The organism is Nocardioides baculatus (genome assembly GCF_016735675.1).
Taxonomy (GTDB): Bacteria; Actinomycetota; Actinomycetes; order Propionibacteriales; family Nocardioidaceae; genus Nocardioides; species Nocardioides baculatus.
This window is the reverse complement of sequence record NZ_JAERSG010000001.1, coordinates 1016730-1038418: the sequence shown is the minus strand read 5'-3', so window position 1 is coordinate 1038418 and position 21689 is coordinate 1016730. Positions and strand designations below refer to the sequence as shown.

General features: G+C 71.1%; 18 protein-coding genes. 9 read left to right on the top strand and 9 right to left on the bottom strand.

Annotated elements, in window-relative coordinates:
- Positions 1-99: 99 nt before the first annotated feature.
- Positions 100-1080, bottom strand: a complete 981-nt coding sequence (locus tag JI751_RS05010) for a peptidoglycan-binding domain-containing protein (RefSeq protein WP_201934082.1) — start codon at positions 1078-1080, stop codon at positions 100-102.
- Positions 1081-1271: 191 nt separating this feature from the next.
- Between JI751_RS05010 and JI751_RS05005 the strand changes: the two genes are divergently transcribed.
- A complete protein-coding gene (locus JI751_RS05005; RefSeq protein WP_201934080.1) occupies positions 1272-1727 on the top strand; it encodes a globin domain-containing protein in 456 nt (151 codons plus the stop codon).
- A gap of 102 nt (positions 1728-1829) precedes the next feature.
- Here JI751_RS05005 and clpB read toward each other — a convergent pair whose 3' ends face one another.
- Entirely contained in the window at positions 1830-4412 is a 2583-nt protein-coding gene (gene clpB / locus JI751_RS05000; RefSeq protein WP_201934078.1) for an ATP-dependent chaperone ClpB, read from the bottom strand.
- 303 nt (positions 4413-4715) lie between these two features.
- Here clpB and JI751_RS04995 point away from each other — a divergent pair, with 303 nt between their 5' ends.
- Positions 4716-5501 carry a pentapeptide repeat-containing protein gene (locus JI751_RS04995; RefSeq protein ID WP_201934076.1) on the top strand — a complete coding sequence of 262 codons (786 nt, stop codon included), beginning with the start codon at positions 4716-4718 and terminating at the stop codon, positions 5499-5501.
- 48 nt (positions 5502-5549) lie between these two features.
- Positions 5550-6314, top strand: a complete 765-nt coding sequence (locus JI751_RS04990; protein ID WP_201934072.1) for a lysophospholipid acyltransferase family protein — start codon at positions 5550-5552, stop codon at positions 6312-6314.
- Between the two features lie 14 nt (positions 6315-6328).
- Here JI751_RS04990 and JI751_RS04985 read toward each other — a convergent pair whose 3' ends face one another.
- The 5 genes from JI751_RS04985 to dnaK all read right to left on the bottom strand — a co-directional run bounded on the left by JI751_RS04985 (position 6329) and on the right by dnaK (position 10871).
- Complete coding sequence (locus JI751_RS04985) at positions 6329-6577, bottom strand: hypothetical protein (protein ID WP_201934069.1); 249 nt, start codon at positions 6575-6577, stop codon at positions 6329-6331.
- 62 nt (positions 6578-6639) lie between these two features.
- The gene (locus JI751_RS04980) at positions 6640-7062 is read right to left on the bottom strand and encodes a heat shock protein transcriptional repressor HspR (protein WP_201934066.1); all 423 of its coding nucleotides are present in this window, start codon (positions 7060-7062) and stop codon (positions 6640-6642) included.
- 70 nt (positions 7063-7132) lie between these two features.
- Entirely contained in the window at positions 7133-8302 is a 1170-nt protein-coding gene (gene dnaJ / locus JI751_RS04975) for a molecular chaperone DnaJ (RefSeq protein ID WP_201934063.1), read from the bottom strand.
- A gap of 35 nt (positions 8303-8337) precedes the next feature.
- Complete coding sequence (grpE, locus tag JI751_RS04970) at positions 8338-8991, bottom strand: nucleotide exchange factor GrpE (RefSeq protein WP_307813840.1); 654 nt, start codon at positions 8989-8991, stop codon at positions 8338-8340.
- Complete coding sequence (dnaK, locus tag JI751_RS04965; RefSeq protein WP_201934061.1) at positions 8988-10871, bottom strand: molecular chaperone DnaK; 1884 nt, start codon at positions 10869-10871, stop codon at positions 8988-8990. The genes grpE and dnaK overlap by 4 nt, the downstream gene beginning before the upstream one ends.
- Positions 10872-11071: 200 nt before the next feature.
- On the opposite strand from dnaK, the gene JI751_RS04960 reads away from it, so the two are divergent.
- Positions 11072-11365, top strand: a complete 294-nt coding sequence (locus JI751_RS04960) for a Dabb family protein (RefSeq protein WP_201934053.1) — start codon at positions 11072-11074, stop codon at positions 11363-11365.
- Here JI751_RS04960 and JI751_RS04955 read toward each other — a convergent pair.
- Entirely contained in the window at positions 11347-12162 is an 816-nt protein-coding gene (locus JI751_RS04955) for a GNAT family N-acetyltransferase (RefSeq protein WP_307813838.1), read from the bottom strand. The genes JI751_RS04960 and JI751_RS04955 overlap by 19 nt on opposite strands.
- A gap of 197 nt (positions 12163-12359) precedes the next feature.
- On the opposite strand from JI751_RS04955, the gene JI751_RS04950 reads away from it, so the two are divergent.
- The 4 genes from JI751_RS04950 to JI751_RS04935 all read left to right on the top strand — a co-directional run bounded on the left by JI751_RS04950 (position 12360) and on the right by JI751_RS04935 (position 18762).
- Positions 12360-14171 carry a calcium-binding protein gene (locus JI751_RS04950; protein ID WP_201934050.1) on the top strand — a complete coding sequence of 604 codons (1812 nt, stop codon included), beginning with the start codon at positions 12360-12362 and terminating at the stop codon, positions 14169-14171.
- 135 nt (positions 14172-14306) lie between these two features.
- Positions 14307-15017, top strand: a complete 711-nt coding sequence (locus tag JI751_RS04945) for an SGNH/GDSL hydrolase family protein (protein WP_201934048.1) — start codon at positions 14307-14309, stop codon at positions 15015-15017.
- A 222-nt stretch (positions 15018-15239) separates the two neighbouring features.
- Positions 15240-17237, top strand: a complete 1998-nt coding sequence (locus tag JI751_RS04940; protein WP_307813835.1) for a M4 family metallopeptidase — start codon at positions 15240-15242, stop codon at positions 17235-17237.
- An 88-nt stretch (positions 17238-17325) separates the two neighbouring features.
- Positions 17326-18762 (top strand): M28 family metallopeptidase, encoded by a 1437-nt coding sequence (locus JI751_RS04935; protein ID WP_201934038.1) that lies wholly within the window; start codon positions 17326-17328, stop codon positions 18760-18762.
- Positions 18763-18793: 31 nt separating this feature from the next.
- On the opposite strand, the gene JI751_RS04930 is transcribed toward JI751_RS04935, so the two are convergent.
- Entirely contained in the window at positions 18794-20716 is a 1923-nt protein-coding gene (locus JI751_RS04930; RefSeq protein WP_307813833.1) for a M3 family metallopeptidase, read from the bottom strand.
- A 74-nt stretch (positions 20717-20790) separates the two neighbouring features.
- Here JI751_RS04930 and JI751_RS04925 point away from each other — a divergent pair, with 74 nt between their 5' ends.
- The gene (locus tag JI751_RS04925) at positions 20791-21633 is read left to right on the top strand and encodes an aldo/keto reductase (protein ID WP_201934035.1); all 843 of its coding nucleotides are present in this window, start codon (positions 20791-20793) and stop codon (positions 21631-21633) included.
- The last annotated feature ends 56 nt before the right edge of the window (positions 21634-21689 follow it).

The window sequence follows — 21689 nt, the reverse complement described above, 5'->3', positions numbered from 1 at the left end:
GAGGCGCCCTGGTGCCTGTCACGAGACCCGGCCAGTGGGGCCATGGTCTCGTGACGGTCGCGGCGCGACCTCCTCGACCAGCGGAGCGAGCAAGGGAGATCAGTAGGTGTCGGCCAGCGTCGTGGCCATCGACTCCCACTGGGCGTACGCCGTCGGGCAGCAGGAGCGCTGCACCTTGTCGGCGGCGTAGGTCTTGCCCATCGTCTCCCAGCCGGAGATGTCGAAGAGGCCGGGGTTGGTCGTGTAGGCCGAGACGCCGAGGAAGCCCTGCGTGGCGTACGTCGGGTTGACGCAGGCCGTACCGCCGCTGCACCAGCCCTGGCTCGGCCGCTGCTGGAAGAGGCCGAGCGAGTCGCGGTCGCCGAACTGGATGTTGCAGAGGCGAGACTCCTGCATCGCCGTCATCAGCGCGATGATCTGCGCGTTGCGGTTGCCGCCGGCGTTGCGGGTCGCGGTGAGGATCCGCTGCACGTTGTCGACCTGCGCCGGGATCAGCGATGACGCGGTCGAGCCGCCGGTGACGTAGCAGAGCGTCTGGTCGTAGGTCTGGCTCCAGCCGAGCAGCTCCTGCCAGGTCGCGAGGTCGACGGTGCCGGTCTGCGACAGGCCGCGGTTGGCCTGGAACTGGACGACGGACGCGCGGGTGCGCGAGCCGAAGACGCCGTCCACGACGAGGTTCGCGCCGTACTTGTTGAGCTGCGTCTGCGCGGCCTTCACCGCGTTGGTGTCGGCCGAGCCCTGCGCGACCTGGATGACCAGCCGCGGCCAGGTGCCGCTGCCGGCGATGCCGTCGACGGGCGAGATCCCCTGCGCCGACTGGAAGGACTGGAGGTTGGCCGTCGTGCCGCTGCCGAAGACGCCGTCCGCGGTCGTCGGGTAGCCCCGGGCGGTCAGGAGGTACTGCAGGGCCATCGCGTTGTTGTTGCGCGGCTGCCCGGCCTTGGTGATCGGCCACGCGCTGGCCGCCTGGGCGGGTGCGGCGGCCGTCAGCGCCAGGACTCCGACGAGCAGCGCGACGAGCGTCGCGGCGAGGGTACGGCGGCCGGCGCGGGCGCGCGCGGACATGGTCGTTCGATGCATGTGGTGCTCCCGAGAGAAGTGCCCGGGAGTTCCGAGAGACCCGGGCGCGTGGCCCCGACCCTGCCACACACACCGCTGGTTGAGGAGGGACGAAGTCCCGTCACGAAACCCCGTCACGCGGGAGACGGGTCTCGTGACGGGCGCAGGGCGCCCTTCTCGACCGACGGAGAGATGTGTACGACGATCGAGACGTGACCACGATCTACGAGGCGACCGGCGGCATGGAGGTCTTCGTGCGCCTGGCCGAGGCGACCCACGAGCGCTGCCTGGCCGACGAGCTGCTCAACCACCCGTTCTCCCACGACGACAACCACCCCGAGCACACGACGAGGCTGGCCGCCTACTGGGCCGAGGCACTGGGCGGACCGGCGACCTACACCGGGGCGATGGACGGCAGCGAGTCCCACGTGCAGCGACTCCACGCGGCCGAGGGCGACTACATGAAGGAGGCGAGCCCGCGCTTCGTGCGGTGCGTCGTCGACAGCTTCGACGAGGCGGGCGTGCCCGACGACCCGCGACTCCGCACGGCCCTCACCGACTACGTCACCTGGGCGGCGCTCGGGCCGTTCCAGGCCTGGCCGGGCTCGGCCGACGACGTCCCCGCCGACCTCCCGATGCCCCGCTGGGACTGGGACGGCCCCGCCTGACGACCCTCAGGTGTGCGGAGTCTTGCGCGGACCGGCCGTTGCAACGGCCCAATCGTGTGGGAGTCACCGCTCCAGCGGTGACTCCCACACGTCAGTCCCCACTCAGCGGAGGACCAGCCCGTCCTCACCGACGTCGACCGTCACCGAACCGCCGTCGGTCACCTCGCCGGCGATCAGGCTCCGCGCGAGCGGGTCGCCGATGGCGGACTGGATCAGCCGCCGCAGCGGCCGTGCGCCGTAGGCCGGGTCGTAGCCGGTGTCGGCGAGCCAGGCGCGCGCGGCGTCGGTCACCGAGATGGTGATCCGCCGGACCGCGAGCCGCTGCTCGAGCAGCGCGAGCTGCAGGTCGACGATGCGGGCCAGGTCGTCCTTCGACAGCGCGTCGAACATCACGACCTCGTCGAGCCGGTTGAGGAACTCCGGCTTGAAGTGCGCCCGCACGACGCCCATCACCGACTCGTGCTTCACCTCGGGCGCCAGCGACGGGTCGACCAGGAAGTTCGAGCCGAGGTTGGAGGTGAGGATCAGCAGCGTGTTGCGGAAGTCGACCGTGCGGCCCTGCCCGTCGGTGAGCCGGCCGTCGTCGAGCACCTGCAGCAGGATGTCGAACACCTCCGGGTGCGCCTTCTCGACCTCGTCCAGCAGCACGACGCTGTAGGGGCGACGTCGTACGGCCTCGGTCAGCTGGCCGCCCTCGTCGTAGCCGACGTAGCCGGGAGGGGCACCGACGAGCCGCGACACCGAGTGCTTCTCGCTGTACTCGCTCATGTCGATGCGGACGATCGCCCGCTCGTCGTCGAAGAGGAAGTCGGCCAGCGACTTCGCGAGCTCGGTCTTGCCGGTGCCGGTCGGCCCGAGGAAGAGGAACGACCCGGTCGGCCGGTTGGGGTCGGCGATCCCGGCGCGCGAGCGGCGTACGGCGTCGCTGACCGCGGTCACGGCCGCGCGCTGCCCGATGAGCCGCTCGCCGATGACCGACTCCATCTCGAGGAGCTTGGCGGTCTCGCCCTGCAGCATCTTGCCGGTGGGGATCCCGGTCCACGCCTCGACGACGTCGGCGATCTGCTCGGCACCGACCTCCTCGCCGACGAGCGGCTCGAGGTCGACGGCCTCGGCCTTCTCGACCTCGGCGATCTGCTTCTCGAGCTCGGGGATCTTGGCGTAGTTGATCTCCGAAGCCCCCGCGAGGTCGCCCTCGCGCAGCTTCTTCTCGGCCTCGATCTTGAGCTGGTCGAGCTGGCGCCGCAGCTCACCCTCGCCCTGGAGCTGGTCCTTCTCGCGCTCCCACCGCACCTCGAGCCCGCGCAGCTCCTCCTCGCGGTCGGCGAGGTCGCGGCGCAGCGTGTCGAGCCGCTCGACCGACGCGGCGTCGGTCTCCTTGGCGAGCGCGAACTCCTCCATCTTGAGCCGCTCGACCTGGCGCCGGAGCTGGTCGATCTCCTCGGGCGAGGACTCGTGCTCCATCCGCAGGCGGGACGACGCCTCGTCGATGAGGTCGATCGCCTTGTCGGGCAGCTGGCGACCGGTGATGTAGCGGTCGGACAGCGTCGCGGCGGCGACGAGCGCGGCGTCGGTGATGCGTACGCCGTGGTGCGCCTCGTACTTCTCCTGGATGCCGCGCAGGATCTGGATCGTGTCCTCGACCGTGGGCTCACCGACGAAGACCTGCTGGAAGCGGCGCTCCAGCGCCGGGTCCTTCTCGATCCGCTCGCGGTACTCGTCGAGCGTCGTGGCGCCGATCATGTGCAGCTCGCCGCGCGCGAGCATCGGCTTGAGCATGTTGCCGGCGTCCATCGCGGAGTCGCCACCGGCGCCCGCGCCGACGACCGTGTGCAGCTCGTCGATGAACGTGATGACCTGTCCGCCGGCGTCCTTGATCTCCTCCAGCACGGCCTTGAGCCGCTCCTCGAACTCGCCGCGGTACTTCGCACCGGCCACCATCGCGGCCAGGTCGAGCGACAGGACGCGTCGGCCCTTGAGCGAGTCGGGGACGTCGCCGGCGACCACGCGCTGCGCGAGCCCCTCGACGACGGCGGTCTTGCCGACACCGGGCTCGCCGATCAGGACGGGGTTGTTCTTCGTCCGACGCGACAGCACCTGCACGACCCGGCGGATCTCGGCGTCGCGGCCGATGACGGGGTCGAGCCGGCCGTCCTCCGCCGCCCGGGTGAGGTCGACGGAGTACTTGTCCAGTGACTCGTACGACGCCTCGGCGGCCTCGCTGGTCACCCGGCGGTTGCCGCGGACGGCCGTGATGGCCTCCCGCAGCCCGGCCGCGGTGAGGCCGGCGTCGGTGAGCACCTTCTGCGCCGACGACTCGACGGTCGCGAGCGCGACGAGCAGGTGGTCGGTGGCGACGTAGTCGTCCTTCATCGAGCCCGCCAGGTCGAGCGAGGAGGCGAGCACGCGCGTGAGCGCCGCGGAGGCGCTGGGCTGCTGGACGGTCGACCCGGTCGCGCTGGGCAGCGCGCGCTGGGCGGCGACCGCCTGGGCGAGCAGGTCGGTCGGATCGACACCTGCCTTCATCACCATGCTGCGGGTGGACCCGTCCTCCTGCTGGAGGAGGGCGACGAGCAGGTGGATCGCCTCGGTGTGGGCGTTGCCACCGGTGGTGGCGGCGAGCTGGGCGGCCTCGATCACCGCGCGGCTGCGGGTGGTGAACTTCTCGGCACCGAACTGACTCAACTCTGGTCCTCCTGGATCGAGCACGTGGCCGGGACCACTGTGGTCCCATCAGGTCCAACGCGCCACAAGTTGAGTCGATTCCCCTCAACTCTGGGGAACTTTGCCGACCGGCGGAAGACTTTACTTTTCAATTGTTTGATTCTTGGGACAGCCGGGCACTCTTGGTCTATGGGCCTGTTCACGATGCCGAAGTACCTCGACGACAACCGCATCATCGCTGCACTCTTCGGCGCGCTCTGCCTGGTGAACGCGATCGCGATCCAGAACAGCTGGTACTGAGCCGTCGCATGACACCATCCTCCGGTGGCTGCACCGGGGACGCTGAAGTCTGACTGCTCGAGCTGCTTCGCGCTCTGCTGCGTGCTCCTCCCCTTCTCCGCCGACGCGGGGTTCGGCGTCGACAAGCCCAACGGCCGGCCCTGCCTCAACCTCCTCGACGACGACCGCTGCGGCATCCACACCACCCTGCGGGAGGACGGCTGGCCCGGGTGCACGGTCTTCGAGTGCTTCGGCGCCGGCCAGCAGGTCTCGCAGGTCACCTACGCCGGCGTCTCGTGGCGCGAGGCCGGCAACCGCGGCGAGATGGGCGCGGTGCTCACCGTGATGCGGCTGCTGCACGAGATGCTGGTGCACCTCGACGAGGTCGCTCGCCGCAGCCCCGACGACGACGCCGCAGCGGCGCGCCGGCGGATCGAGACGCTCACCGCCGCCGACCCCGAGACCCTGCTCGCGGTCGACCTCGACGAGGTCCACGACCAGGTCGGGCGGCTGCTCGCGCACGCCAGTGTGCGCGTACGCCGACGCTGGCCGGACGCTGCCGACCACTCCCGCCGCGACCTGGCCGGGAAGCGCATCACCGGGGACCTTCGCGGTTGCTCGCTGCGCGGCGCCCTGCTGATCGGCGCGGACCTCACCGGCTGCGACCTCACCGAGGCCGACCTGCTGGGCGCAGACCTCCGCGGCGCCGAACTCCGTGGTGCGGACCTGGCGAGCTCCCTGTTCCTCACCCAGCCGCAGGTCAACGCGGCCGTCGGCGACGGCGCGACAGTCCTCCCCGACGACCTGGCCCGGCCGGGCCACTGGACCTGAACCCGGATACTCACGCGCGACGCGGCGCGGGTGGACGACACTCGGCGCATGGAACCCACGTGGCAGCGCCCCGGTCTCCGTGCCGCACTTCTCTACGCCTTCGCGGCCGGCCTCCTCGGCACCGTCGTCTCCGCCGTCAGCCGCCTCGAGCTCACCCGCCGCGCGGTCCCGGACGCCGAGCTCCCCGACGGACCGGTGATCGTGGTCGCCAACCACACGAGCTTCGCCGACGGGATCCTGCTCGCCCTCGTCGGCCGACGGCTGGGCCGCTCGCTGCGCCTGATGGCGACCGGTGGCGTGTTCCGCTCCGGCCTGGTCGGACCGCTCGCCCGCCGGCTCGGCTTCATCCCCGTGCTCCGCGGCACGGCCTCGGCCGCCGGCTCGCTCGACGCGGCCGCGACGGCCCTCGACGCCGGCGAGGCCGTCGGGCTGTTCCCCGAGGGGCGGATCACCCGCGACCCGCAGCACTGGCCCGAGCGGTCGAAGACCGGCGCCGTCCGGCTCGCGCTCCGCACGGGCGCCCCCGTCGTACCGGTCGCCCTCGTCGGCGCCCAGCAGGTCGTCGGCAGGACCGGCATCGTCGCCCGCCTGCTCCGCAACACCGTCCTGCGTCCGCGGGTGGCGGTCGCGGTCGGCGCGCCCATCGACGTACGACGCCTCGCCGGCGTCAGCGGCGACCAACCGGTCGACGACGCGACCGTCCGCCGCGTCGCGGACGAGGTGATGGCCGTGCTGGTGGCGCAGGTCGCCGAGCTCCGCCAGGAGCCTGCGCCCCACCCGACCGGCGTGCCGGAAGAGGCGCTCAGCGCCTGAGCCGACCGCGCCGGCTAGCTGTAGCGGTGGCTCTTGGCCGCGTGGCCACGCTCGCGCGTGCAGGTGCGACCGCTCATGTTGCGGTGGCCGCACAGCTCCTCGTCGGTCGATGCGACCGCCTCGGCCAAGGGGTCCCCTGCCGTCTTCGCCGGGGCCGGCGGCGCCACGGGCGCCTTCGGGCGGGCGGGGGCCGCGGCCGCACGCTTCTGCGACTCGGCGTACTTCGCCTCGCGCATCGCGCGCAGGTTGTCCATCTTGCTCATCGGGTGATCACGCCCCCGACCCTATGCGGCGGCGCGGACATCCGTGGGAGCGGTGGTCGCCGTCAGGTGCCGCGGCGCCAGACGACGACGGACTGGCCGACGGACTGGTGCAGCACCGGCAGCTTGTTGGCGGGCATGGCCGACTGGCCGGCGGCGCGGGCGGCGAGGCCGTGGCGCAGCGCCTCGACCTCGGCCTGCAGCTCCTCGTTGCGGGCGCGCAGCGCGTCGACCTGGAGCTCGAGAGCCATGATCCGGCGGACGCCCTCGATCCCGATGCCCGCGCTGGTGAGGTCGGCGATCTGGCGCAGCCGCTCGAGGTCGCGGTGGGAGTAGCGCCGGCCGCCGCCACCGGTGCGACCGGGCGCGATGAGGCCCATCCGCTCGTAGGCGCGCAGGGTCTGCGGGTGCAGCCCGGTCAGCTCCGCGGCGACGCTGATGACGTACACAGCGGCCTCGGGGCTGGGGGCTCCGAACGGCGAGCTCATGTCGGGATCCCCGCGGCGTTGTGCGACGGAGGAGCGAAGCGGGGGAGACGAAGAACGTCGTGGGGTGTTCTCATGAGTCGAACAGTCCTGCGCGCAGGGGCGTACCGGCCATGGCCGCACGATAGGCCTCGAGGGCCTCGCGCGCCGTCTGGTCGAGCGTGGCGGGCACCTGCACCTGCACGGTCGCGAGCAGGTCGCCCTTGGAGCCGTCCTTCTTGGTGGCGCCCTTGCCCCGCACCCGGAAGGTGCGTCCGTTGGGCGTGCCCGGCGGCAGCTTGAGCGTCACCGGCGGACCGCCGAGGGTCGGGATCTTCACCTCGCCGCCGAGCGCCGCCTCGTCGAACGCGACGGGCACGTCGAGGGTGAGGTTGTCGCCGGAGCGACCGAAGACGCGGTGCGGCGCGACCTTCACCGTGACGAAGAGGTCTCCCGCGGGACCGCCGTTGTCGCCGGGCGAGCCCTTGCCCTTGAGCCGGATCCTCGCGCCGTCCTTCACCCCGGCCGGGACCCGCGCCTGGATGGTGCGGGCGGACGTGCCGCGCCCGCTGCCGTGGCAGGTCGGGCACGCCTCGTCGTACACCAGCTGGCGCCCGCCACACCCGGGGCAGGTCTCGTTGATCGAGAACGCGCCACCGGTGCCGGACACCACGAAGCCCGCGCCCTCGCACTGAGGGCAGATGTGCGGCCGAGTGCCGGGCTTGCCGCCCGTGCCCTGGCAGGTGGGGCACGCCGTGTCGGAGGTCAGCCGGAGCGAGACCGTGACGCCGTCGAGCGCCTCGGTGAACCCGATGGTGGCCGTGCTCTCGACGTCGGCGCCGCGGCGGGGTCGGGGCTGCTGGTGCTGAGTGCGACCCCGCTGGGCGCCGCCGAAGAGGTCGCCGAACATGTCACCGAGACCACCGCCACCGCCCCGCTCGCGGAGCAGGTCGTCGAGGTTGAAGCCACCGCCCTGGAAGCCACCGCCGCCCATGCCCGGGTTGAACCCGCCCCGGGACTGGAGCGAGCGGAACTCGTCGTACTTCTTCCGCTTGGCGTCGTCACCGACGACGTCGTAGGCCTCGGCGATCGCCTTGAACTTCTCGTGCTTGGCGGCGTTGCCGGGGTTGGAGTCGGGGTGGTTCTCGCGGGCGAGCTTGCGGTAGGCCTTCTTGACGTCGGCCGCGCTCGCGTCCTGGGCGATGCCGAGGACCTGGTAGAAGTCCTTGGTCGCCCAGTCGTTCCTGAAGCCGTCATCAGCCATGGATGAACCCCCTCCTCCCTCTCATCGCGTGGTGGTCAGCCCTCGACGGGGTCGACCACGAGGACCTGGGCGGCGCGCACGACGCGGTCGCCCATCGTGTAGCCGGCCTTGGCGACGTGCTTGATGGTCGTCACCTCGACCCCCTCCTCGGTGCCGAGGTGGCTGAGCGCCTCGTGGAGCGTCGGGTCGAACGCCTCCCCGACCGCACCGAAGCGCACCAGGCCTGAGGCAGCGACGACCCGCTCGAGCTGGTCGGCGACGGTCTTGAAGCCGCCGTCGAGCTCGCCGTGCTCCTTGGCGCGGTCGATCGTGTCGAGCACCTCGATCACCGGGGTGAGCGCCTTGTAGGACGCCGAGTCCGCGACCTGCTGGCGGTCACGGTCGACGCGCTTGCGGTAGTTGGCGTACTCGGCCTGCAGCCGCTGGAGGTCGTTGGTGAGGCTGGCGACGTTGCCGCGCAGGGCGGAGACCTCGTCCTGCTCCTGGCGCTCGTCTCGGCCCTGCTCCTCGGCCGTGCCCGGGTCGGAGCCGGCGACGGCGTCGCCCTCGACCTGGGCCTCGACCTCGGTGGCATCGGTCATCTCGCCGGCCGCGTCGCCGAAGCCGGTGGCCTCGTCGGAGGGCGCGCCCTCCGGAGAGGGAGCCGCGGTGGGCTCCCCCTCCGGGAGGTCGCTGGGACGCTCGGTCACTTGGACTCGTCCTCGGTGCCGGTCGAGCCGTCCGTGCTCTCGCCCTCGACCGTCTCGTCGACGATCTCGGCGTCGACGACGTCGTCGTCGGACTCGCCGGTCGCCCCGGTGGCACCGCCGGCAGCCGACTGCTCGGCCTCCGCGGCGGCGTACATCGCGGCGCCCATCTTCTGGCTGGACTCGCCGAGCCTGGTGACGCCGGCGGTGATCTCCTCCGACGTCGCGTCCTCCTTGGCGAGGGTCTCCTTGAGGGCGTCGAGGTCGGTGCGGACCTCGCTCTTGACGTCCTCGGGGAGCTTGTCGTCGTTGTCGGTGAGGAACTTCTCGGTCGTGTAGACGAGCTGGTCACCCTGGTTGCGGGCCTCGACCGACTCGCGACGCTTGGCGTCCTCCTCGGCGTACTGCTCCGCCTCCTTGACCATCCGGTCGATCTCGTCCTTCGACAGGGCCGAGCCGCCGGAGATCGTCATCTTCTGCTCGCGGCCGGACGCCTGGTCCTTGGCGGAGACGTTGACGATGCCGTTGGCGTCGATGTCGAAGGTGACCTCGATCTTGGGCACGCCGCGGGGCGCGGGCGGCAGGCCGGTCAGCTCGAAGTTACCGAGCGGCTGGTTCTGGCTCCACATCTGGCGCTCGCCCTGCGCGACCTTGATCTCGACCGACGGCTGGTTGTCGTCGGCGGTCGTGAAGATCTCCGAGCGCTTGGTCGGGATCGTGGTGTTGCGCTCGATGAGCGTGGTCATCACGCCGCCCTTGGTCTCGATGCCGAGGGACAGCGGGGTGACGTCGAGCAGCAGCACGTCCTTGACCTCGCCCTTGAGGACGCCGGCCTGGAGCGCGGCGCCGATGGCGACGACCTCGTCGGGGTTGACGCCCTTGTTGGGCTCCTTGCCGCCGAGCAGCTCCTTGACGACCTCGCTGACGGCGGGCATCCGGGTGGAGCCGCCGACGAGCACGACGTGGTCGATCTTGTCGACCGCGACGCCGCCGTCCTTGAGCACCGACTGGAACGGCGCCTTGGTGCGGTCGAGCAGGTCGGCCGTCAGCTTCTGGAACTCGCTGCGGGTCAGCTTCTCCTCGAAGTGGAGCGGGCCGCCCTCGCCGTGGGTGATGTAGGGCAGGTGGATCGTGGTCTCGGAGCTTGAGGACAGCTCGATCTTCGCCTTCTCGGCGGCCTCCTGGAGGCGCTGCTTGGCGATCTTGTCGGCACCGAGGTCGACGCCGTTGTTGTCCTTGAACTTCTTGATCATCCAGTCGACGACGCGGTTGTCCCAGTCGTCACCACCGAGGTGGTTGTCACCGGAGGTCGCCTTGACCTCGACGACACCCTCGCCGATCTCGAGCAGGGACACGTCGAACGTGCCGCCACCGAGGTCGAAGACGAGGATGGTCTGGTCCTCGCCCTTGTCGAGGCCGTAGGCCAGGGCCGCCGCGGTGGGCTCGTTGACGATGCGGCTGACGTTGAGGCCCGCGATCTCGCCGGCCTCCTTGGTGGCCTGGCGCTGCGCGTCGGAGAAGTACGCCGGGACGGTGATGACCGCGTCGGTCACCGTCTCGCCGAGGTAGGCCTCCGCGTCGCGCTTGAGCTTCTGCAGCACGAACGCGCTGATCTGCTGGGGCGTGAAGGACTTGTCGTCGATGTCGACCTTCCAGTCCTCGCCCATGTGGCGCTTGACGGACCGGATGGTGCGGTCGACGTTGGTGACCGCCTGTCGCTTGGCGACCTCGCCGACGAGGACCTCGCCGGACTTGGTGAAGGCGACGACGGACGGGGTGGTCCGGGCGCCCTCGGCGTTGGCGATGACGGTGGGTTCGCCACCTTCGAGGACCGCGACGACGGAGTTCGTCGTACCGAGGTCGATGCCGACCGCTCGAGCCATGGTTGTTACCTCCTGCATAGATGCTGTGGATGCCTGCTGGCGCTGCTGCCATCCTGCCGCGCTGCGAGCCAGGAGGCAAAACAGTTGAGTCGATCTCACTCAAGTCTGTTCATGTGGTTCAACGCATGGCGGGGCGAGGTGTTCCCGGATCCGGCGACTATTTTCGAGCCGGCCCCTCCGCGAGGCCTAGCCTTGGCCGCATGATCCGGCACACCGTCGCCTTCCGCCTCCACCACGCCGCCGGCTCGGCCGAGGAGCTCGACTTCCTCGCCGCCGCTCGGGCGCTGGCCGACATCCCGGGGGTCGAGGCGTTCGAGCAGCTGCGGCAGACCAGCGCGAAGAACGACTTCGCGTTCGGCCTCTCGATGGAGTTCGCCGACGAGGAGGCGTACGCCGGCTACGACGAGCACCCGGTGCATCGCGCGTTCGTGGCCGAGCGATGGGTGCCCGAGGTCGCCGACTTCCTCGAGATCGACTACACCCCTCTGGCCTGACGCGTCCAGACGTAGGGCGTCGTGGTCGTGACCGCGCGGAGGCCGGAGCGCTCGAGGATCGGGCGCGACATGTCGGTGCAGTCGGAGTGGATGAACCGCACCCCGCGGTCCAGCGCGGACGACGCGCGGGCCGAGACCAGTGCGCGGTAGATGCCGCGGCCGCGGAACCCGGGCAGGGTCGAGCCGCCCCAGACGCCGGCGAACTCGGTGCCCTCGACGGGCGTCAGCCGGCCGCCCGACACCACCCGGCCGCCGACCTCGGCGATCCAGAGCTCCGACGCGTCCGACTCGAGCTCGGCCAGGGACGAGGCCACCGACGGGCCGCGACCGGTGCCGAACACCGACTCCTGGGCCTCCAACATCCGCGACACGTCGTCCGCCGCCGACGGGCCGGGAACGATGCGTCGTACGACGACGGGGCCGTCGGGCGTCTCCTCGAGGGGTACGTCGACCGCGAGCAGCGACGCCTCGCCGATCATCACGGTCTCGACCGGCTCGGCGACGAGGCCGTGGGCGACCAGCCGCTCCCCGAGGTCGGCGGGCAGGTCGTGGCCGCGCGACTTCCACTCGAACGAGTCGACGTCGGTGTCCTCGCGGTAGTGCGCGACCACCCGCTCGATGAGCCCGTCGAGCTCGTCGCCGTCGATGCCGCCGAGGTCGCGGTAGCTGACGAAGCCGCCGTGGTCGAAGATCGCGCACAGGAGCGGCCCCACGCGGGTCACCTCGATCGCGCGGGCCATCTCCGCATCCGTGCGGAGCTGGTCGTCGTACGCCGCCAGGAGGTCGTCGGGGGTCACGGCGAACACCCTAGGGCCGTGAGGTCCCCGTCCAGCCGATCGGCTGCGGGGCAGGTGACTAGACCACGCGTCGCGGCTCTGGCGACCACCCGGGGCACGGGACTAGAACGGAGTACCGCTGTGGTGCGTCGCCCCTCGGCGGCACAGTCGTCGCCGGCGAGGAGCGACGAACCCGGATCGGAAGCGATGACTCCTTCATGACCAGATCACGTCTCACTCGGGCTTCGCTGCTGGCACTCGCCAGCAGCGGCGTGCTCGCCTCCACGGTTCTCTCACCGCCGGCACAGGGATCGGCGCAGACCGCTGCTGCCGCCACGGTGCCGGTCGCGTGCAACACCCCTGCCCTGGTCGCCGCGATCACCGCGGCCAACGCCAGCGCCGGGGCGGACACCCTCGAGCTGACGGCCGGCTGCGGCTACCAGCTCACCGCCGTGGACAACACCTACTACGGCCCGACCGGTCTCCCGACGATCACCTCCGAGCTGGTCATCGACGGCAACGGCTCGACCATCAGCCGCGCACCCGCAGCTCCGGCCTTCCGGCTCGTCACGGTGGCCGCGGGCGCCAACCTCACGCTGCAGGAGGTGACCCTCACGGGCGGTCTGGCCCGCGGCGGCAACGGCGGGACCGACCGTGGCGAGGGCGACAACGGTGGCGGTGGAGGCGGCGGCGCCGGCCTCGGCGGCGGCGTCTTCAACCTCGGCACCCTGACCATCGACGGCTCCATCACGGGCAACACCGCGCAGGGCGGCAACGGCGGCGACGGTGCCATCAACGCCGGCGGCGAGGACGACGGCGGTGGCGCCGGCGGTGGCGGCATGGGCGGCAACGGTGGCGACAGCGGCACGGACGGTGGCGACGGCGCCGCCGGCGGTGGCGGCTGGGGCGGCACGGGCGGCCCGACGAACGAGTCCGGGGACGGCAGCGGCGGCGGCGGTACGACGGGCGACGGCGGCGCGCCGACCACCGACCCGGGCGTCGGCGGCGTCGAGAACGGCGGCGCGGGCGGCGACGACGGCGTCCCCACCAACGGTGCTGACGGCGGCCTCGGTGGCGGCGGCGGCGGTGGCGCCGACGAGGCCAACGGCGGCAACGGCGGCATCGGCGGCGGCGGCGGCGGCGCCGGCGAGAACGACAACGAGATCGTGATGAAGAAGGGCGGCATCGGCGGCTTCGGCGGCGGCGGCGGCGGTGGCGGCGAGGACGGCTCCGGCGGCAACGGCGGCTTCGGCGGCGGCGGCGGCGGTGCCGACGCCAACGGGGACACCTCCGACGGTGAGGTCGCTGGTCTTGGTGGCACCGGCGGCGGCAACGGCGGCGGCGCCGTCGGCGCCAACAGCTTCGGCGGCGGAGGCGGCGGCGGGGCCGGCATCGGCGGCGCCGTCTTCAACAACAGCGGCACCGTGCGCGTGGTCGAAGGCTCCAGCTTCGCGGGCAACACCGTCACCGGCGGGGCCGGCGGGCTCGGCGACACCGCCGAGGTCAACGGTCAGGCCGGCCAGGGAATCGAGCCCGGCGTCTACAACAACGGCGGCACCGTCGTGAGCGTGCCCAAGGTGGTGCCCCCGCCGCCGGTCGTCGACAAGGGCACGTGCCGGGGCCAGGACGTGACGATCCTCGGCACCACGGGCAACGACGTCCTCGTCGGCACGTCCGGCCGCGACGTGATCAGCGCCCTCCAGGGCAACGACCGGATCCGCGGGCTGGGCGGCAACGACATCGTCTGCGGCGGTGGCGGCAACGACACCATCCGCGGCGGAGCCGGCAACGACAGCCTCTTCGGGCAGGCCGGCAAGGACAAGATCGTGGGCCAGGGCGGCAAGGACAAGCTGCGGGGCAACGGCGGCCGCGACACGCTCCGGGGCGGAGGCGGCAACGACTCCGTGAAGGGCGGCGGCAAGGGCGACAAGCTGAACGGCGGGGGCGGACGCAAGGACGTCTGCAACGGCGGCGGCGGTCGCGACACCGGCGGTGGCGGGTGCGAGACGGTCAAGAGCATCAACCCCTGATCGGCTGACCACAGCGTGGGGCCCGGTCGTCCTCGGACGGCCGGGCCCTTCGCGCGCGTGCCCGCAACCCTGATGTTCCCCCTACTTTCGGCGAATCGGCTACGTCATCGGGCGAGGAGGCCGCACACTTTCACCGTGCTCCATCGGGGGAACCTGCGTCGGCTGACCGGCGCCTCAGTCGTCGTGCTGCTGCTCGCTGCCCTCATCGCGTTCTACGTCGCCGACCGCGCGGGTGCCGGTGCGACCCGCTGCCAGCAGCACCGCATCGACGCACGCGAGCGGACGCGCATCGTCACCGGCAGCGGTGAGCGGGTCCTGGTCATCGGCGACTCGTGGTCCGTCGGGCTCGGCCAGGACGACCTCGCCGAGTCGTGGGCCGAACGGCTGCCGGGCGAGGTCCATGTCGCCGGGTTCTCCGGCTCCGGTTTCAGCGCCCGGGCGAGCCTCTGCGGTCGCGTCTCGTTCCACGACCGCGCCGCCACCGCCCTGGCGATGCGGCCGTCGCTGGTCGTCGTCGAGGGCGGCCTCAACGACTACGACCAGCCCACGGCTGCGATCGACCGCGGCTTCCGTGACCTGATGACCGACCTGGCCGGCCACCGTGTCGTGGTCGTCGGCCCGGCCGGCGCCCCCTCCCGCTCGCGGGCCGTGCCGCGGGTCGACACGCTCCTGGCCCGCCTCGCAGCGGAGTACGGCGTGCCCTACGTCCGTACGAGCGACCTCGACCTGCCCTACCTCGAGGACCGGCTCCACCTGACGACCGACGGTCACCGCGAGTTCGGCGACACCGTTGCCGACCGGATCGCCGCGCTGACTCCCGCGCGGCCGGCCGTCCTCAGCCGCTGATCCGTTCGTCCATCCGCTCACGGGCCACGCGATTCCCTCGCTGTCCGATGATCGGACAGTTGTGTCGATCGTCGACCGAACGGTGCAGGTTCTCGCGCTGCACGAACCTGCAGTTCGAGGTCCATTGACGCTAATCCGCGCGATTGCGAACTTGTGCAGTGGTCCGCAACACCCAATCCATCCTCGGGCCTCGGGCCCGAACTCATGATTGGACAACTCTCAGTGAAGACAACTCGCCTGGCCGCACTGGCCGGTATCGCAGCGACAGCAGTCGCCGCGTCGTTCCTGGCACCGACCGTCACCCCGGCCGACGCCGCACCCGCCGCGGGCAATCCCCGCGCGGAGGCCCAGCAGGCAGCCGCTGCCTGGGTGAAGGGCCACGGAAATGCGCTCGAGCGCGCCTCGCAGGACGCCTTCGTCCGGACGGGCACCTTCGAGGGCAACGGCTCGATCTACTCGATGGCCTACGAGCGGACCCACGAGGGCCTGCGCGTGGTCGGTGGCGACTTCGTCGTCCTCGCCAACGGCGCCGGCCAGGTCGTGGGCACGTCGGTGGCCCAGGAGGCGCCGGTCGACATCGCCAGCACCACGGCGAAGATCGACGCCGCCCGCGCCACCGAGGCCGCCAGGACCCTCGCCGACGCGGGCGCCGAGACCACCACGCCCGAGCTGGTCATCTGGCACCGTGAGGCCGGCACCAAGCTGGCCTACGAGGTCGAGGTCCGCGGCACCAACAAGGGCGAGGTCTCCTGGCAGCGCGCCTGGATCGACGCCGACAACGGCAAGGTCCTGGAGACGCGCGAGCAGATCGCGCACGGTCAGGGCACCGGCAACTGGGAGGGCAAGGTCACCATCCCGACCTCCGGTTCGGGCTCGTCGTACTCGATGACCAACCCCAACGCCACCACGATGAAGTGCCAGGACGCGGCCGCCAACACGACGTTCTCGGGCACCGACGACCTGTGGGGCAACGGTGTGGGCACGAGCAAGGAGACCGGGTGCGTCGACGCGCTCTACAGCGCCGAGCAGGAGCGCCTCATGCTCTCGAGCTGGCTCGGCCGCAACGGCATGAACGGCTCGGGCGGCTGGGTGCCGATCCGCGTCGGCCTCAACGACGTCAACGCCTACTACGACGGCACGCAGGTCCAGATCGGTCACCGCCAGGGCACCAACGAGTGGATCGGCGCCATGGACGTCGTGGCCCACGAGTTCGGTCACGGCATCGACGACAAGACCCCGGGTGGCATCTCGTCCAACGGCACGCAGGAGTTCGTCGCCGACACGTTCGGCACCGCGACCGAGTTCTTCGCCAACAACCCGGCCGACCCGGCCGACTACACCATCGGCGAGGAGGTCAACCTGGTCGGCGCCGGCCCGATCCGTGACATGTCCAACCCGGGCAACGTCGGCGACCCGTCGTGCTACTCCAGCTCGATCCCGACCGCCGAGGTCCACGCGGCCGCAGGCCCCGGTGACCACTGGTGGTACCTCCTCGCCAACGGCGGCACGTCGAGGTGCAACGGCCAGGCCGTGAGCGGCGTGGGCGTCCAGAACGCCATGAAGATCATGTACAACGCGATGCTGATGAAGACGAGCTCCGCGTCCTACCTGAAGTACCGCACCTGGACCCTCACCGCGGCGAAGAACCTCGACTCCACCTGCGGGCTCTTCAACTCCACCAAGGCCGCCTGGAACGCCGTCAACGTGCCGGCCCAGACCGGCGACCCGACCTGCGGCGGCACCACCACGCCCCCGCCCACCGGCGGCAACATCCTCGGCAACCCGGGCTTCGAGTCCGGCCCCACCGTGTGGACCGGCAACACCGGCCTGATCACCACCAACACCGGTCGCCCGGCCCGGACCGGCTCCTACAAGGCGTGGCTCGGCGGCAACGGCACCACCAGCACCGAGACGATCAACCAGTCGGTGACCATCCCCTCCACCGCGACCGCGGCCACGCTGTCGTACTGGATCCGGACGGACACCTCGGAGAGCGGCTCGACGGCCTACGACACCATGCGCGTGCAGGTGGTGGACGGCTCGACCGTCACCACGCTCCGCACGTTCACCAACGTCGGCACCAACGCGACCTACACCCAGTACTCGCACGCCCTCACGGCGTACAAGGGCAAGACGGTCACGATCCGCTTCACCATGACCGAGGACTCGTCGCTCCAGACGAGCTTCGTGGTCGACGACACCGCGCTCAACGTCTCCTGACGTCCGGCCGCACCTGACGGGGCGGGGCAGCCTGGCTGCCCCGCCCCGTCCTCCGTTCCTGCCACCCGCACCTCTCGGGAGACCTTCCATGCGCACCCTCCGTACGACGGCGCTGTCCGCCGTCGCGGCCACGGCCGTCACCGCCTCGATGCTCGCCGGCGGCAGCTCGCCGGCCGTCGCGGCCCCCTCGCCCGACCTGAGCATCACCAACGTGACCGCCCACCTCCAGCAGCTGCAAAACATCGCGACCGCCAACGGCGGCAACCGGGCGACCGGCCGACCGGGCTACAAGGCCTCGCTCGACTGGGTGAAGGCCAAGCTGGACGCGGTCGGCTACACCACCACGGTCCAGTCGTTCTCGACCTCGTCGGGCACGTCGTACAACCTGATCGCGGACTGGCCGGGCGGCGACCCCGAGCACGTCGTGATGACCGGCGCGCACCTCGACAGCGTGTCGGCGGGACCGGGCATCAACGACAACGGCACCGGATCGGCCGCGATCCTCGAGGCCGCGCTGGCCTGGGCCGGCAGCGGCAACACCTCGCGCAACCACCTGCGCTTCGCCTGGTGGGGAGCCGAGGAGCAGGGCCTGCTGGGGTCCAACAAGTACATGTCGCTGCTGCCGACGGCCGACAAGGACCGCATCGACCTCTACCTGAACTTCGACATGGTCGGCTCGCCCAACCCGGGCTACTTCGTCTACGACGACAACGCCGTCGGCAACTTCGCCCGCGACGCGATGACGTCCTACTACACCTCGAAGGGCATCCCCTGGGAGTACATCGACGTGCAGGGGCGCTCGGACCACGCGTCGTTCCGCAGCTACGGCATCGCCACGACCGGCATGTACTCCGGCGGCGAGACCACCAAGACGTCGGCGCAGGCCCAGAAGTGGGGCGGCACGGCCGGGAGTGCGTTCGACCCCTGCTACCACCGCTCGTGCGACACGATCTCCAACATCAACAGCACGGCGCTGGACCGCAACATCGACATGATCGGTCACCTGGTGTGGCTCTACGCCGACAAGGACTTCGGCACCACGACCCCGCCGACCACGCCGCCCGCCGGCGGCAACCTGCTCGCCAACCCGGGCTTCGAGTCCGGCGCGGTCAGCTGGGCCGGCACCTCGGGCCCGATCACGAGCAACACCGGTCGACCTGCCCGTACGGGCTCGTGGAAGGCCTGGCTCGGCGGCAACGGCACCACGTCGTCGGAGAACGTCTCGCAGCAGGTGACGATCCCGTCGACCGCCACCGCCGCGTCGCTCGGCTACTGGATCCGCACCGACACCGCCGAGACCGGGTCGACGGCGTACGACACCCTCAAGGTGCAGGTGGTCAGTGGCACCACGACCACGACGCTGCGGACCTTCAGCAACGTCGGGACCAGTGCGACGTACGCGCAGTTCACGCACAGCCTGCTGGCCTGGAAGGGTCAGACGGTCACCGTGAAGTTCCAGATGAACGAGGACTCCTCGCTCCAGACGAGCTTCGTGCTGGACGACACCTCGGTGACGACCAGCTGATCCCCCTCACCGTGCCGGCCCTGCTCCCGGCTCACTCAGCGAGCCAGGCAGCCCAGCTGTCGAAGGAGTAGGGCCGGCCCAGGAAGTCGGCGACGAGGTCGGCCGCGTCCTTGCGACCGCCCATGCCGAGCACCTTGTCGCGGTAGGCGTGGGCGACGTCGGGGGCGAACATGTCGCCTGCGTCGAAGGCCGAGAACAGGTCCTTCGCGATCACGAGCGACCACATGTAGGTGTAGTAACCCGACGAGTAGCCGTCGAGGTGGCCGAAGGCGCAGTGCATGTGCGCACCCTCGAGCGGCGGGAAGACCGAGTAGCGGCGCTGGAGCTCGTCGCCGTAGGCCGTGAGGTCGTCGTGCTGGCCGGCGTGGAAGAAGTAGGACCGGGCGGCGTAGGACATCTGGTGCACGGCGTAGATGCCCTTGCCGAACTGGTCGGCCCGGCGCATCGCCGCGACCAGCTCGGCCGGGATCGTCTCCCCTGCGGCGTTGCGGGCGAAGGTCGCGAGCACGTCGGCGTCCCAGGCCCACTCCTCGAGCATCTGGCTGGGGGCCTCGACGAAGTCCCACTCGGTGGCGACCCCCGAGAACTGCACCCACTGGCCCTGGCCACCGAGGACGTGGTGGACGAGGTGGCCGAACTCGTGGAACAGGGTGACGACCTCGTCGTGCTCCATCAGGCCGCGGGCGAAGTTGCAGACCAGCACGCCCTCGGGGAGCTGGTGGCCGGCGACGCCCTTGACCATGTCGAACTGTGCGGCGTGCTTGAACTTGCCCTCGCGCGGGTGGAGGTCGAGGTGGATGCGCCCGATGCGGCGGCCGTCGAGACCGACGTCGTAGCTCGCGACCTCGTCGTGCCAGATGCCGGCGTCCTCGCGGGAGACCGGGGTCCACTCGAGGCCGAACAGCCGGCTGGTGACGTCGAGGAGGCCCTGGCGGACCTGCTCGAACGGGAAGTACGTGCGCACGACCTGGCCGTCGACGTCGTACTGCTCACGGCGCACGAGCTCGGCGTAGTAGCGCGAGTCGTAGGTCGCCACGGTGTCGGCGCCCGGGTCGTCGACCCGCTTGCGCTCCAGCAGGACCGCGACCTCCTCCTCGGCGCGCTCGACGGCCGCGGCGCTGATGCGTTCGATGAAGTCGGCGACGGCCTGGCCGCTGCCGATCATCTTGACCTCGGTGTCGAAGTCGGGCCACGACGCGTAGCCGAGCAGCGCGGCGGTCTCGCGGCGAACGGCGAGGAGGTCCTGCAGCACCCGGTCGTTGGCGGGCCAGGCGACGTTGTTCTGCGCCAGGGCCAGCTCGTGGCGGGCCTCACCGTCGGAGCCGAAGGTGGTGAACGGGACGAGGTCGGGGTAGTCGGTGGTGATGGTCACGAGCCCGTCGTCGCCGGCCGGGTGCGCCTCGCGGTAGTCGTCGGGGAGTCCGGCCAGCCGCTCCGGCGCGATGCGGATCGAGCGGACGTCGTCGCGGATGTTGCGGCCGAAGTCCTGGGACAGCTTCACGCCGGTCTCGCTGAGCTCGCGGAGCCGGTCGCGGGTCGCGTCGTCCCGGTCCACACCGGCGCGGCGGAAGTCGCGGAGCGTGTGCTCGAGGACCCGGCGGGCATCGTCGTCGAGGCCCTCGGTGGGCAGGGCGTCGAGGACGGCGAAGAGGTCGCGGTCCTGCCCGAGCTCGGTGACGTACTTCTGCACCTCCTGGCTGAGCTCGTCGGCGCGGTCGCGGACGGCGGCATCGGGGTGGACCTCGGACCAGAGGTGCGCGACCTCGGCGTTGGCGATCGCGGTCTCGGCGCGGTTCCACGCCGCCAGGACGTCGCCGTCGCCGGCCTTGACCTCCGCGACGTGTCGCTTGGCCTCGGCGAGCTGGCCCTCGGTCCGCTCGGCCACCCACGCGAGCCAGTCGCCGGAGCCGGGGAGCTGGAGGGGAACGGGGGCGGATGCGGTGTCGTGGGTCACGCTCCGAGCCTAGGACCCGTCCACGACCTCACGTCCAGCGGAATACGGAGCGAGGTCGACGGGTAGAGACAGGTATGACTGTTCCGAACCTCACGCTCCACGACGGCACGTCCATCCCCCAGCTCGGCTTCGGTGTCTTCCAGGTGCCGCCGCCCGAGACCGCGGCCACGGTCACGAAGGCGCTCGACGCCGGCTACCGCCACATCGACACCGCACAGATGTACGGCAACGAGGCGGGCGTCGGCGAGGCGATCCGCGAGTCCGGCTTCGACCGCGACGACCTCTACGTCACGACGAAGCTCAACAACACCTTCCACCTCCCTGACGACGCGCGTCGCGAGATCGACGCCTCGCTGGAGCGGCTCGGCCTCGAACAGGTCGACCTCTTCCTCATCCACTGGCCGCTCCCCACGCGCTACGACGGTGACTTCGTGCAGACCTGGCGTGCGCTGATCGAGGCACAGGAGGCCGGCAAGACCCGCAGCATCGGCGTCTCGAACTTCCAGCCCGCCCACCTCGACCGCATCGTCGAGGAGACCGGCGTCGTGCCAGTCGTCAACCAGGTCGAGGTGCACCCGTTCTTCGCCAACGAGGACGTGCGCGCCGCCAACAAGGCGCACGGCATCCTGACCGAGGCGTGGTCGCCGATCGCGCAGGGCAAGGTCGTCGACGACGACACCATCGGCGAGATCGCCTCCCTCGTCGGCCGTACGCCGGCCCAGGTCACGCTGCGCTGGCACGTGCAGCGGGGCGACATCATCTTCCCGAAGTCGATGAATGCCGACCGGATGAAGCAGAACTTCGAGATCTTCGACTTCGAGCTCGAGCCGACCCACATGGCCGCCATCGACGAGCTCGACAGCGGCGAGGCCGGCCGGATGGGCCCCAACCCCGACACCTTCGACTGGATCCCCTGATCCTGCACTGAGCGGTGTGTGAGGGGGCCGCCAAGGACTGTGGGTCCTCCTCACGC

What these genes read in the sequence shown, in the direction of transcription:
- JI751_RS05010 (WP_201934082.1), bottom strand. Translation starts at nt 1,080, where the DNA reads ATGCATCGAACGACCATGTCCGCGCGCGCCCGCGCCGGCCGCCGTACC.
- JI751_RS04990 (WP_201934072.1), top strand. Translation starts at nt 5,550, where the DNA reads ATGGAACCCACGTGGCAGCGCCCCGGTCTCCGTGCCGCACTTCTCTAC.
- JI751_RS04985 (WP_201934069.1), bottom strand. Translation starts at nt 6,577, where the DNA reads ATGAGCAAGATGGACAACCTGCGCGCGATGCGCGAGGCGAAGTACGCC.
- JI751_RS04980 (WP_201934066.1), bottom strand. Translation starts at nt 7,062, where the DNA reads ATGAGCTCGCCGTTCGGAGCCCCCAGCCCCGAGGCCGCTGTGTACGTC.
- dnaJ (WP_201934063.1), bottom strand. Translation starts at nt 8,302, where the DNA reads ATGGCTGATGACGGCTTCAGGAACGACTGGGCGACCAAGGACTTCTAC.
- dnaK (WP_201934061.1), bottom strand. Translation starts at nt 10,871, where the DNA reads ATGGCTCGAGCGGTCGGCATCGACCTCGGTACGACGAACTCCGTCGTC.
- JI751_RS04960 (WP_201934053.1), top strand. Translation starts at nt 11,072, where the DNA reads ATGATCCGGCACACCGTCGCCTTCCGCCTCCACCACGCCGCCGGCTCG.
- JI751_RS04950 (WP_201934050.1), top strand. Translation starts at nt 12,360, where the DNA reads ATGACCAGATCACGTCTCACTCGGGCTTCGCTGCTGGCACTCGCCAGC.
- JI751_RS04935 (WP_201934038.1), top strand. Translation starts at nt 17,326, where the DNA reads ATGCGCACCCTCCGTACGACGGCGCTGTCCGCCGTCGCGGCCACGGCC.
- JI751_RS04925 (WP_201934035.1), top strand. Translation starts at nt 20,791, where the DNA reads ATGACTGTTCCGAACCTCACGCTCCACGACGGCACGTCCATCCCCCAG.